Here is a 13,531-nt window from a genome sequence, read left to right as displayed (position 1 = left end):
TCGCGAGCAAGCTCGCGATGGTGCCCGAAACAGCACCACAAAAACCGGATCAGCTCAGTCCGCCCGACTCAACGAAGTCCACAGCACCTGCGCCGCATACCCTCGATACGGCCGCCACCCTTCAGCCCGCAACAACAGCTGCTTCGCTGTCACCGGCCCACCCTCCAGCGCCGCCAGCGCATTGATCAGCCCCACGTCGCCATTGGGAAACCCATCCAACTCCCGCAACTGACGCAAGGCAATGTATTGCGCCGTCCAGTCACCAATCCCGTGCAACGCCAGCAACCGCGCAATACCATCGTCCTGACCGGGCTCGAATAATCGCGGATCATCGAGTAACGCCTGAGCCACACCCGACAACGTCCGGCCTCGGCTTTTCGGCATGCCCAGCGCTGCCAGATCTGCGTCCGCCAAAACGCTGGCCTGGGGAAAAGCGTGGGTCAATCCCGGCAGTGCTGAACTTAACGGCGTGCCGTACTGCGCAACCAGTTTGCCCGCCAACCGGATCGCCGCCACTACCGTAATCTGCTGCCCCAGTACCGCACGGATCGCCAGTTCCAGCCCATCCCATGCCCCCGGTACGCGCAGGCCCGGGCGTTCGGTAATCAACCGCGCCATCAGCGGATCAACCGTCAGGTGCCGGTGAATTGCGGACAGGTCGGCATCCAGGTCGAACATTCGCCGCACTCGCGCAACGATCTCGGGCACGGCAGCAGCATCCGGAAAGTCCAGGCTCAGCTCAAGTGCATCGGATGCAGCAGGCTGGATCGAAAACGTACCGTGAACGCCATGCAAGTCGATGCTGCGCGAGTAGACACCCTCGACCACGGTTTCCAGGCCAACGATCGTCCGCGCCGACAAGAACCCCAGCAACGCCGGCCAGTCATAGGGCGGCTGGTACGCCAGCAACAACCTCACAGGCTGAGCACCCCGCTGTACAACCCATAAGCCGCCAGCCCAGCACCACCGATGACACAGGTGAAAATGCCTTTCTCGACCACCGTGAACAGTGGTTTGCCCTGCTCATTACGTGCCTTGGCAAACAGGATCACACCCGGTGCATACAGCAGCGCCGACAGCAGCAAATACTTCAGGCCGCCGGCATACAGCAACCACACCGCGTAACCCAGGGCGATGCCACCGATCAGCAAATCCTTGATCCGCTCGGCGGGTGCCTGTTGATAGGTTTCACCCCGTGTGCACAACAACACCGCATAGGCCGCCGACCACAGGTACGGCACCAGAATCATCGAGGACGCCAGATAAATCAGACTGGTGTAGGTGCCGGCGGAAAACAGGGTGATCAGCAGGAACAGCTGGATCATCGAGTTGGTCAGCCACATCGCATTGACCGGCACATGGTTGGCGTTTTCCTTGGTCAGGAATGCCGGCATGGTCTTGTCTTTCGCCGTGGCGAACAGGATTTCGGCGCACAGCAGTGCCCAGGACAACAAGGCCCCCAACAGCGAGATCGCCAGGCCGACACTGATCAGTAACGCGCCCCTGGGGCCGACGATATGTTCAAGCACCGCCGCCAGCGAGGGGTTCTGCAGTTTTGCCAGTTGCGGCTGGGTCATGATCCCCAGCGACAACACGTTCACCAGCACCAGCAGCGCCAACACCCCAATGAACCCGATCACCGTCGCCCGGCCCACGTCGGAGCGTTTCTCTGCCCGGGCCGAATAGACACTGGCGCCCTCGATACCGATGAACACGAACACGGTGACCAGCATCATGTGCCGGACCTGATCCATCACGCTGCCGAACTCCGGGTTATTGCGCCCCCAGATATCGAGGGTAAAGATGTCCGCCTTGAACGCCACGGCGGCAATCACGATGAACATGATCAGCGGCACGATCTTGGCCACCGTGGTCACCTGGTTGATGAACGCCGCCTCCTTGATCCCGCGCATCACCACAAAATGCACGGTCCAGAGCAGCACCGAAGCGCAGACGATGGCGATCGGCGTGTTGCCTTCGCCAAAGACCGGAACGAAGTAACCGAGGGTGCTGAACAGCAGCACAAAGTAGCCGACGTTGCCCAGCCAGGCGCTGATCCAGTAGCCCCAGGCGGACGAGAAGCCCATGTAGTCGCCGAACCCGGCCTTGGCATAGGCGTACACCCCGGAGTCCAACTCCGGCTTGCGATTGGCCAGGGTCTGGAACACGAATGCCAGGGTGAGCATGCCGACGGCGGTGATTGCCCAACCGATCAGGATCGCCCCGGCATCGGCCCTGGCCGCCATGTTTTGCGGCAGGGAAAAAATCCCGCCGCCGATCATCGAACCCACCACCAACGCGATCAATGCGCTCAGGCGAAGCTTGTTCGGTGATTGCGCCATCGTTGCATCTCCATTTCTGTGGGGGTGACAACTGCCGCGAGATCGTCACATAACAGGCGTCAACTAAACTGTTGAAGAGTAATAACGTTTATTGGATAACGCCAACATGCGTATTTTTACTTGCACAAAACGGCTATTAGAGGCGCCGTTATAATCATTTGTTGTATACGTTTTTCCAATACATCAATTTCGTACAAAAAACCCGCTGGTAAAATTTGCGAATTCTGAAAAACCAACTAGCGTCATAATTCGAAACAAACTCTAAAATTATTTAAATAATGTACAAAAGGCTCTAGAACAAGCGCTACAGGCAGCCGCCTTGCAAATGATGGCACTCCGCCAAGAAACTGGGAACGCTCTCATTTAGTGATCTAAGTCAGCTGATTGGATAGCCAACGGAATTAGTCTGTTGCCTCTCTTCTCCTGCATTGGAGTCATGCAATGTCTGAAGCTCCCGGAAAACTGAAACTCGGCGCGCTGGTTGCGTTAGTCGTGGGTTCGATGATTGGTGGCGGGATCTTTTCCTTGCCACAAAACATGGCGGCCAGCGCGGATGTCGGCGCCATTCTGATCGGTTGGGCAATCACCGCCGTCGGCATGCTCACCCTGGCGTTCGTGTTCCAGACCCTGGCCAACCGCAAACCCGATCTGGATGGCGGGGTCTACGCCTACGCCAAGGCCGGTTTCGGCGACTACATGGGCTTCTCGTCCGCCTGGGGGTACTGGATCAGTGCCTGGCTGGGCAACGTTGGCTACTTCGTCTTGCTGTTCAGCACGCTCGGCTACTTCTTTCCGCTATTTGGGGAGGGGAATACCCCTGCCGCCGTGATCGGCGCCTCGGTGCTGCTCTGGGCCGTACATTTCCTCGTATTACGGGGAATAAAGGAAGCAGCGTTCATCAACCTGGTGACCACCGTCGCCAAGATTGTGCCGCTGCTGCTGTTCATGTTGATTGCGTTGTTCGCCTTCAAACTGGACATCTTCACCGCCGATATCTGGGGCCTGAAGAACCCGGACCTGGGCAGCGTGATGGACCAGGTGCGCAAGATGATGCTGGTCACCGTGTGGGTGTTCATCGGCATCGAAGGCGCGAGCATCTTTTCGGCCCGCGCGGAAAAACGCAGCGATGTGGGTAAAGCCACCGTGATCGGCTTTGTCACCGTGCTGTTGTTTTTGGTTCTGGTCAACGTGCTGTCGCTGGGGATCATGACCCAGCCGGAACTGGCCAAACTGCAGAACCCGTCGATGGCCGCCGTGCTGGAACACGTGGTCGGTCACTGGGGTGCGGTGCTGATCAGCGTCGGTTTGATCATCTCGTTGCTGGGGGCGTTGCTGTCGTGGGTGCTGCTGTGCGCGGAGATCATGTTCGCCGCTGCCAAGGACCACACCATGCCGGCGTTTTTGCGCAAGGAAAACGCCAACCATGTACCGGTCAACGCGCTGTGGCTGACCAACGCCATGGTGCAGGTTTTCCTGATCATCACACTGTTCTCCGCCAGCACTTACCTGTCGCTGATCTACCTCGCCACCTCGATGATCCTGGTGCCTTACCTGTGGTCGGCGGCCTATGCGTTGCTGTTGGCGGTGCGTGGCGAAAGCTACGAAGGCGCGGCGGGCGAGCGGCAGAAGGATCTCATCATCGGTGCCGTGGCCGTGATCTACGCGATCTGGCTGCTGTACGCCGGCGGCATCAAGTACCTGCTGCTGTCCGCCCTGCTCTACGCCCCCGGCGTAATCCTGTTCGCCAAGGCCAAGCTGGAAATCAACAAACCGGTTTTCACCAACGTCGAGAAGCTGATTTTCGCTGCGGTGGTCGTCGGCGCCGTGGTGGCGGCCTACGGTCTCTACGACGGTTTCCTGACTCTGTAACTACCCTGTTTTGTCATCTGGAGGATCACTGTAATGACCAAGGAAAAAGTTAAGTACGGCGTCCATTCCGAAGCCGGCAAACTGCGCAAAGTCATGGTTTGCTCCCCCGGCCTGGCCCATCAGCGGCTGACCCCGAACAACTGCGATGAACTGCTGTTCGACGATGTGCTGTGGGTGGCCCAGGCCAAGCGCGACCACTTCGACTTCGTCACCAAGATGCGCGAACGCAACGTCGATGTACTGGAAATGCACAACCTGCTGACCGACATCGTCGCCATTCCCGAAGCCCTGGACTGGATTCTGGAACGCAAGATCACCGCCAACTCGGTGGGCCTGGGCCTGATCAACGAAACCGCGTCGTGGCTGCGCAGCCTGGAGCCACGTCACATCGCCGAGTTCCTGATCGGCGGCGTATCAGGCGATGATTTGCCCACCAGTTTCGGCGGCAAGGCCATCGAGATGTTCCGCGACTTCCTCGGCAACTCCAGCTTCATCCTGCCGCCGCTGCCCAACACCCAGTTCACCCGCGATACCACCTGCTGGATCTACGGTGGCGTCACCCTCAACCCGATGTACTGGCCGGCGCGCCGTCAGGAAACCCTGCTGACCACCGCCATCTACAAGTTCCACCCCGAGTTCACCAACGCCGACTTCCAGATCTGGTACGGCGACCCGGACAAAGACCACGGCAACTCCACCCTTGAGGGCGGTGATGTGATGCCGATCGGCAACGGCGTGGTGTTGATCGGCATGGGCGAACGCTCGTCGCGCCAGGCCATTGCCCAACTGGCGGTGAACCTGTTCAAAAACAAGGCGGTCGAGAAAGTGATCGTCGCCGGCCTGCCGAAATCCCGCGCGGCGATGCACCTGGACACCGTGTTCAGCTTCTGTGATCGCGACCTCGTCACGATCTTCCCGGAAGTGGTGAACCAGATTGTCGCCTTCACCCTGCGTCCCGATGAAAGCAAGGCGGGCGGCATCGACATTCGTCGCGAAGAAACCAACTTCCTCGACACCGTCGCCCAGGCCCTGAACCTCAAAGCGTTGCGCGTGGTGGAAACCGGCGGCAACAGCTTCGCCGCCGAACGCGAGCAATGGGACGACGGCAACAACGTAGTGGCCGTGGAACCGGGCGTGGTCATCGGCTACGACCGCAATACCTACACCAACACCCTGATGCGCAAGGCCGGTGTGGAAGTGATCACCATCAGCGCCGGCGAACTCGGCCGGGGACGGGGCGGCGGCCATTGCATGACCTGCCCGATCATCCGCGACCCGATTGACTACTAACCTATTGCCTTGACCCTCGCTGCCCTCTACCCAAGGGCATGCGCAGGCCAAGGGGATAACCGACACCTTAGGAGATCCAAAATGGCGTTCAATATCCATAACCGCAATCTGCTGAGCCTGGAACACCACACCCCTCGCGAATTGCGCTACCTGCTCGACCTGTCCCGCGACCTCAAGCGTGCCAAGTACACCGGCACCGAACAGCAGCATCTCAAGGGCAACAACATCGCGCTGATCTTCGAAAAAACCTCGACCCGCACCCGCTGCGCGTTCGAAGTTGCAGCCTATGACCAGGGCGCCAACGTCACCTACATCGACCCGAACTCCTCGCAGATCGGCCACAAGGAAAGCATGAAGGACACCGCCCGCGTGCTCGGGCGCATGTACGACGCCATCGAATACCGTGGCTTCAAGCAGGAAATCGTCGAGGAACTGGCCAAGTTCGCCGGCGTACCGGTGTTCAATGGCCTCACCGACGAATATCACCCGACGCAAATGATCGCCGACGTGCTGACCATGCGTGAACACGCCGACAAGCCGATCCACGAGATCAGCTACGCCTACCTGGGCGACGCGCGCAACAACATGGGCAACTCACTGCTGCTGATCGGCGCCAAACTCGGCATGGACGTGCGCATCTGCGCGCCAAAAGCCCTGTGGCCGGCGGACGACCTGGTGGCTCGCTGCAAACAGTACGCAGAAGAAAGCGGCGCGCGCATTACCCTCACCGAAGACCCGAAAGCGGCGGTCAAGGGCGTGGACTTCATCCACACCGATGTGTGGGTGTCGATGGGCGAGCCAGTCGAAGCCTGGGCCGAGCGCATCCAGCAACTGCTGCCGTATCAGGTCAACGCCGAACTGATGAAAGCCACCGGCAACCCGCGCACCAAGTTCATGCACTGCCTGCCGGCGTTCCATAACAGCGACACCAAGATCGGCAAGCAGATTGCCGAGCAGTACCCGCACCTGAAGAACGGCATCGAAGTGACCGATGACGTGTTCGAGTCGCCGGCCTGCATCGCCTTCGAGCAAGCGGAAAACCGCATGCACACGATCAAGGCGATTCTGGTGTCGACGCTGGCTGATCTATAAGACCGGCACCGGTCAATGTAGGAGCGAGCCTGCTCGCGATAGCGGTCTGACATTCAACATTAATGTCGAAAGATGCTGCGCAATCGCGAGCAGGCTCACTCCTACAATTGACCGAGTCGTTTGCCTTTCCTCTGTTCAGAAGGACTAGCACCATGCGTATCGTCGTTGCTCTGGGCGGTAATGCCCTGCTCCGCCGGGGCGAACCCATGACCGCTGACAACCAGCGCGCCAACATCCGGATCGCCACCGAACAGATCGCCAAGATCCATCCCGGCAACCAACTGGTCATCGCCCACGGCAATGGCCCTCAGGTCGGCCTGCTGTCATTGCAGGCGGCGGCCTACACCTCGGTTTCACCCTATCCGCTGGACGTGCTCGGTGCTGAGACCGAAGGCATGATCGGCTACATCATCGAACAGGAACTGGGCAACCTGCTGGACTTCGAAGTGCCCTTCGCGACCTTGCTGACCCAAGTCGAAGTCGATGCCAATGACCCGGCCTTCAAGAACCCCACCAAACCCATCGGCCCTGTCTATACCAAGGATGAGGCCGAAGCACTCGCCGCCGAGAAAGGCTGGGCGATTGCCCCGGACGGCGACAAATACCGTCGCGTGGTCGCCAGCCCGAAACCGAAACGCATCTTCGAAATCCGTCCGATCAAATGGCTGCTGGAAAAAAGCAGCATCGTGATCTGCGCCGGCGGCGGCGGCATTCCGACCATGTACACCTCACCCGGCAAACTCGAGGGCGTCGAAGCGGTCATCGACAAAGACCTGTGCTCGGCGCTGCTGGCCGAACAGCTTGAAGCCGATCTGCTGGTGATCGCCACCGACGTCAACGCCGCCTTCATCGACTTTGGTAAACCCACGCAGAAAGCCATCGCCCAGGCCCACCCCGACGAAATGGAAAAACTCGGCTTCGCCGCCGGCTCCATGGGACCGAAGGTGCAGGCAGCCTGCGAGTTCGCGCGCCATACTGGAAAAGTGGCGGTGATCGGTTCGCTCGCGGACATCGAAGCGATCGTCCAGGGCAAGGCCGGCACGCGCATCAGTACGGCGACACCGGGCATCAGCTATCAATAAACGAAACTGCGGGGCAGGCCTGAGGCCTGTCCTGATTCAAGATCTTTCGAAGGAGAGTCAATAATGGCAACGTTCGAGCCGGGTCACCTGCACATCGAGCGACACGCGCTGAACAAGGATGACGTCAGCTACAACATCTACCTCGACTATGAAGTCAGCCAGGATCCCAAGGAAGGCAAAGGGATGCTGTTCAAGATGCACGGCAGCATTCAGAACAAGGACATGAGCGAGTCGTTCTTCCTGCCCAAGGACATGGCCTACAACTTCGCCAGCAACGTCACCAAGATTGCCGAGAAGCATGGCATCCCGAAAACCCATAGCAACATCGGTTCGATCCACAAGCATTACGACCAAATGTTCGAAGACGTGCGGGTGCAGTTGAACATGAAATCGGGCGACCCGGTCAAACCCGAGCACCTGGAATAACCCAGTTTCCACTTGGAGACTGCACCTGTGGGAGCGAGCTTGCTCGCTCCCACAGGTGATCATCGCCATGTAGAAGTCCGCGCAAAATTTCACCATTAGCCCGCCCCAAGGCATACTTGCCACCCTTCGCACTGCAGAACCCAAAACCGCCCCATGCGTATCCACGTCAGCTTCATCGACCGCGTCGGTATCACCCAGGAAGTCCTGGCCCTGCTCGGCGGGCGCAATCTGAACCTGGATGCGGTGGAAATGGTCCCGCCCAATGTCTATATCGACGCCCCGACCCTGAGCCCGCAAGTCCTCGAGGAACTGCGCGATGCCCTGTTCAGCGTGCGTGGCGTGCAAGCGGTGACGGTGGTCGACATCCTGCCAGGCCAGCGCCGGCACTTGCAGCTCGACGCCTTGCTGGCCGCCATGACCGACCCGGTGCTGGCACTGGACAGCGACGGCAAGGTGCTGCTGGCCAACCCGGCCCTGATCGCCCTGTACGGCCGCGAACCGGGTGGTGAAAGCGTGGGCGACCTGTTTGCCGACCCGGCCTTGCTCGATGCCCTGCTCGAACAAGGCTTTCGCCTGCCGCTGCGGGAAATTACCGTCAACGGCCAGACCTTGTTGCTCGACGCCACACCGATCACCGACGCCGGCGCCCTGCTGACCCTGTACCAACCGAACCGCATCGGCGAACGCCTTTCCGCGCTACACCATGACCACGCCGAAGGTTTCGATGCACTGCTCGGCGAGTCTCCGGTGATCCGCACCCTCAAGGCGCGCGCCCAGCGGGTGGCGGCCCTCGATGCACCGCTGCTGATCCAGGGTGAAACCGGCACCGGCAAGGAACTGGTGGCCCGCGCCTGCCACGCCATCAGCGCCCGGCACAGCTCACCCTTTCTGGCGTTGAACTGCGCGGCATTGCCGGAGAACCTCGCCGAAAGTGAACTGTTCGGCTACGCCCCCGGTGCCTTCACCGGCGCACAACGGGGTGGTAAGCCGGGGTTGATGGAACTGGCCAACCAGGGCACGGTGTTTCTCGATGAAATCGGCGAGATGTCGCCGTACTTGCAGGCCAAATTGCTGCGTTTCCTCAACGACGGCAGTTTTCGCCGGGTCGGCGGTGACCGTGAGGTCAAAGTCAATGTGCGGATCCTCAGCGCCACCCACCGCGACCTGGAAAAAATGGTCAGCGAAGGGCAGTTTCGCGAAGACCTGTTCTATCGCCTCAACGTCCTCAACGTCGAAGTGCCGCCGCTGCGCGAGCGTGGCCAGGACATCCTGCTGCTGGCCCGCTACTTCATGCAGCAGGCCTGCGCGCAGATCCAGCGCCCGATCTGTCGCCTGGCGCCGGGCACTTACCCGGCGCTGCTGGGCAACCGCTGGCCGGGCAACGTGCGGCAATTGCAGAACGTGATCTTCCGCGCCGCGGCGATTTGCGAAAGCAGCCTGGTGGACATCGGCGACCTCGACATCGCCGGCACCTCGGTGGCCCGTCAGAGCGACCATGACGTCGACAGCCTGGAACAGGCCATGGACGAGTTCGAGAAAACCCTGCTGGAAAAACTCTACGCCAGCTATCCCTCGACCCGACAACTCGCTACCCGCTTGCAAACCTCCCACACGGCGATTGCCCATCGGTTGCGCAAGTACGGGATTCCGAGCAAGGCTTGAAGCCTGACACCGAACAACTGTAGGAGCGAGCCTGCTCGCGATGACGGACTGACAGCCACCATCGATGTCGACTGAACGAACGCTATCGCGAGCAGGCTCGCTCCTACAGATTCCTCCGTCATCCGAAAAACCGCGCCAAAAACGACCTCCATCTGTACTGAAAGCGCTACAGCGGAACGATATCGCTACACCCCTCTCCGATCACGGCTGTGCAAGGCTTTGATCCACCTCGGCTTTTATCATTGACATATGCCGTATCGATTTCGCTACAACGATTGATTTTCAGCGTTTGTCGAAACCACCTAAATCATTGATCAATAACAACAAAAACAACGTTGGCCGCGTTCTTGCTATGTATTCCCCATAACCCGGGCATCGCCCAAGCATTCAATCGCGTCCACCAGACGAGTCTGGCCCCTTAGGAGTTTCTATGAGCGAGTTGCGTTTTACTGAAGATCACGAATGGCTGCGCACCGAAGCTGACGGCAGCGTCACGGTCGGCATCACCGCTTTCGCACAGAACGCCCTGGGCGACGTGGTTTTCGTTCAACTGCCTGAGCTGCAGTCCTACGACAAAGGCGCCGAAGCCGCCACCGTGGAATCGGTAAAGGCTGCCAGCGGCGTGTACATGCCACTGGACGGTGAAGTGCTGGAAGTGAACCCGGCGCTGGACAGCAGCCCTGAGCTGGTCAACGAAGATCCGCTGGGCGAAGGCTGGTTCTTCCGCTTCCAGCCAAGCGACGCCTCGGCTGTCGCCCAACTGCTGGATCAGGACGCCTACGACCGCCTGATCAAAGCCAACGCCGAAGCCTGAGGAGCACCAACATGACCCAAGTGAACCCTGCCGTTGTAAACACAAGCACCGCCAACGAATTCATCGCCCGTCACATCGGCCCGCGCGCCGGTGACGAGCAAGCGATGCTCAACAGCCTCGGTTTCGACTCCCTGGAAGCCCTGAGCGCCAGCGTGATTCCCGACAGCATCAAGGGCACCAGCGTCCTCGGCCTGGAAGACGGCTTGAGCGAAGCCGATGCCCTGGCCTTGATCAAGTCCATCGCGACTAAAAACCAGCTGTTCAAGACCTACATCGGCCAAGGCTACTACGGCACCCACACACCGTCGCCGATCCTGCGCAACCTGCTGGAAAACCCGGCCTGGTACACCGCCTACACCCCGTACCAGCCAGAAATCTCCCAGGGTCGTCTCGAAGCGCTGCTGAACTTCCAGACCCTGATCAGCGACCTCACCGGCCTGCCGATCGCCAACGCCTCCCTGCTGGACGAAGCCACCGCCGCTGCCGAAGCCATGACCTTCTGCAAACGCCTGAGCAAGAACAAGGGCAGCCACGCCTTCTTCGCCTCCGTGCATTGCCACCCGCAGACCCTCGACGTACTGCGCACCCGTGCCGAGCCTCTGGGTATCGACGTAGTGGTTGGCGACGAACTCGAACTGACTGACGTGACGCCTTTCTTCGGCGCACTGCTGCAATACCCGGCGAGCAACGGTGACGTGTTCGATTACCGCGAGCTGACCGAACGCTTCCACGCCGCGAACGCCCTCGTTGCCGTGGCCGCCGACCTGCTGGCCCTGACCGTGCTGGCCGCGCCAGGCGAATTCGGTGCCGACGTGGCCATCGGCAGTGCACAGCGCTTCGGCGTGCCACTGGGCTTCGGTGGCCCGCACGCGGCGTACTTCTCCACCAAGGACGCGTTCAAACGTGACATGCCGGGCCGTCTGGTCGGTGTTTCGGTAGACCGTTTCGGCAACCCGGCCCTGCGCCTGGCCATGCAGACCCGCGAGCAACACATCCGTCGCGAGAAAGCCACCAGCAACATCTGCACCGCGCAAGTACTGCTGGCCAACATCGCCAGCATGTACGCCGTGTACCACGGTCCGAAAGGCCTGACGCAGATCGCCAATCGTGTGCACCACCTGACCGCGATCCTGGCCAAAGGCTTGAGCGCATTGGGCCTGAACGTCGAGCAAGCGAGCTTCTTCGACACCCTGACCGTGAAGACCGGCGCACAAACCGCCGCCCTGCACGACAAGGCGCACGCCCAGCGCATCAACCTGCGCGTGGTCGATGGCGAGCGCCTGGGCCTGTCCCTGGACGAAACCACCACTCAGGCCGACGTTGAGGCCCTGTGGAGCCTGCTGTCCGACGGCAAGACCCTGCCGGACTTCGCCGCCCTCGCCGCCTCGGTCGTCAGCACCATCCCGGCCGCGCTGGTGCGTCAGTCGCCGATCCTCAGCCACCCGGTGTTCAACCGCTATCACTCGGAAACCGAGCTGATGCGCTACCTGCGCAAGCTCGCCGACAAAGACCTGGCCCTGGATCGCACCATGATCCCGCTGGGTTCGTGCACCATGAAACTCAACGCCGCCAGCGAAATGATCCCGGTGACCTGGGCCGAGTTCGGCGCCCTGCACCCGTTCGCCCCAGCCGAGCAAAGCGCCGGCTACCAGCAACTGACCGACGAACTGGAAGCAATGCTTTGCGCTGCGACCGGCTACGACTCGGTGTCCTTGCAACCGAACGCCGGCTCCCAGGGTGAATACGCAGGTCTGCTGGCGATCCGTGCCTACCACCAGAGCCGTGGCGAAGACCGTCGCGACATCTGCCTGATCCCGTCGTCGGCCCACGGCACCAACCCGGCCACCGCCAACATGGCCGGCATGCGCGTGGTCGTCACCGCCTGCGATGCCCGCGGCAACGTCGACATCGAAGACCTGCGCGCCAAGGCCATCGAGCACCGCGAACACCTCGCCGCGCTGATGATCACCTACCCGTCGACCCACGGCGTGTTCGAAGAAGGCATCCGCGAAATCTGCGGCATCGTTCATGACAACGGTGGCCAGGTGTACATCGACGGCGCCAACATGAACGCCATGGTCGGCCTCTGCGCCCCGGGCAAGTTCGGCGGCGACGTTTCGCACCTGAACCTGCACAAAACCTTCTGCATCCCCCACGGCGGTGGCGGCCCGGGCGTCGGCCCGATCGGTGTGAAATCGCACCTGGCGCCATTCCTGCCGGGCCACGCACAGATGGAGCGCAAGGAAGGCGCCGTTTGCGCGGCACCGTTCGGCAGCGCGAGCATTCTGCCGATCACCTGGATGTACATTCGTATGATGGGTGGCGCGGGCCTCAAGCGTGCTTCGCAGCTGGCGATCCTCAATGCCAACTACATCTCCCGTCGCCTCGAAGAGCACTACCCAGTGCTGTACACCGGCAGCAACGGCCTGGTGGCACACGAATGCATCCTCGACCTGCGTCCACTGAAAGACAGCAGCGGCATCAGCGTCGATGACGTCGCCAAGCGCCTGATCGACTTCGGCTTCCACGCACCGACCATGTCGTTCCCGGTGGCCGGCACGCTGATGATCGAGCCGACCGAAAGCGAATCCAAGGAAGAACTGGACCGCTTCTGCGACGCCATGATCCGCATCCGCGAAGAAATCCGTGCAGTGGAAAACGGCACCCTGGACAAGGACGACAACCCGCTGAAAAACGCTCCGCACACCGCCAAGGAACTGGTGGGCGAGTGGTCGCACCCATACAGCCGTGAGCAAGCGGTGTACCCGGTTGCGTCGCTGATCGAAGGCAAGTACTGGCCGCCGGTCGGTCGCGTCGACAACGTGTTCGGCGACCGCAACCTGGTCTGCGCCTGCCCGTCGATCGAAAGCTACGCTTAAACCAATGAGGGGGCGGATTTACTCGCCCCCACTTTCAGAAACACCGCAATACCCTGTAGGAGCTGCCGCAGGCTG

Annotated in this window: 10 protein-coding genes; 8 read left to right on the top strand and 2 right to left on the bottom strand. The window is 60.7% G+C overall.

Annotated elements, in window-relative coordinates; genetic code table 11:
* Nucleotides 1-54: 54 nt before the first annotated feature.
* Together VC35_RS20430 and arcD (VC35_RS20425) are read right to left on the bottom strand one after the other, a co-directional pair.
* The gene (locus tag VC35_RS20430; protein WP_046042235.1) at nt 55-918 is read right to left on the bottom strand and encodes a DNA-3-methyladenine glycosylase family protein; all 864 of its coding nucleotides are present in this window, start codon (nt 916-918) and stop codon (nt 55-57) included.
* Nucleotides 915-2,342 (bottom strand): arginine-ornithine antiporter, encoded by a 1,428-nt coding sequence (gene arcD, locus VC35_RS20425; protein ID WP_046042234.1) that lies wholly within the window; start codon nt 2,340-2,342, stop codon nt 915-917. The genes VC35_RS20430 and arcD (VC35_RS20425) overlap by 4 nt, the downstream gene beginning before the upstream one ends.
* 441 nt (nt 2,343-2,783) lie before the next feature.
* Here arcD (VC35_RS20425) and arcD (VC35_RS20420) point away from each other — a divergent pair, with 441 nt between their 5' ends.
* From arcD (VC35_RS20420) to gcvP, 8 genes are all read left to right on the top strand, one after another.
* Complete coding sequence (gene arcD, locus VC35_RS20420) at nt 2,784-4,211, top strand: arginine-ornithine antiporter (protein WP_046042233.1); 1,428 nt, start codon at nt 2,784-2,786, stop codon at nt 4,209-4,211.
* A gap of 33 nt (nt 4,212-4,244) precedes the next feature.
* On the top strand, nt 4,245-5,501 hold the full coding sequence (arcA, locus tag VC35_RS20415) for an arginine deiminase (RefSeq protein WP_046042232.1): 1,257 nt from the start codon (nt 4,245-4,247) through the stop codon (nt 5,499-5,501).
* A gap of 81 nt (nt 5,502-5,582) precedes the next feature.
* Nucleotides 5,583-6,593, top strand: coding sequence for an ornithine carbamoyltransferase (locus VC35_RS20410; protein ID WP_046042231.1), 1,011 nt, complete (start codon nt 5,583-5,585; stop codon nt 6,591-6,593).
* 152 nt (nt 6,594-6,745) lie between these two features.
* Nucleotides 6,746-7,675: a carbamate kinase gene (gene arcC, locus VC35_RS20405; protein ID WP_046042230.1), complete on the top strand. Its 930-nt coding sequence runs from the start codon at nt 6,746-6,748 to the stop codon at nt 7,673-7,675.
* Between the two features lie 63 nt (nt 7,676-7,738).
* Nucleotides 7,739-8,101, top strand: a complete 363-nt coding sequence (locus tag VC35_RS20400; protein ID WP_046042229.1) for a DUF5064 family protein — start codon at nt 7,739-7,741, stop codon at nt 8,099-8,101.
* Between the two features lie 153 nt (nt 8,102-8,254).
* On the top strand, nt 8,255-9,763 hold the full coding sequence (locus tag VC35_RS20395; protein ID WP_046042227.1) for a sigma-54-dependent transcriptional regulator: 1,509 nt from the start codon (nt 8,255-8,257) through the stop codon (nt 9,761-9,763).
* A 430-nt stretch (nt 9,764-10,193) separates the two neighbouring features.
* The gene (gcvH, locus tag VC35_RS20390; protein WP_046032052.1) at nt 10,194-10,577 is read left to right on the top strand and encodes a glycine cleavage system protein GcvH; all 384 of its coding nucleotides are present in this window, start codon (nt 10,194-10,196) and stop codon (nt 10,575-10,577) included.
* A gap of 11 nt (nt 10,578-10,588) precedes the next feature.
* On the top strand, nt 10,589-13,456 hold the full coding sequence (gene gcvP / locus VC35_RS20385; RefSeq protein ID WP_046042225.1) for an aminomethyl-transferring glycine dehydrogenase: 2,868 nt from the start codon (nt 10,589-10,591) through the stop codon (nt 13,454-13,456).
* Nucleotides 13,457-13,531: the final 75 nt, after the last annotated feature.

Origin of the sequence: Pseudomonas fluorescens, assembly GCF_000967965.1 — a bacterium.
Lineage (GTDB): Bacteria > Pseudomonadota > Gammaproteobacteria > Pseudomonadales > Pseudomonadaceae > Aquipseudomonas > Aquipseudomonas grandcourensis.
This window is presented reverse-complemented; position numbering and strand designations above follow the sequence as displayed.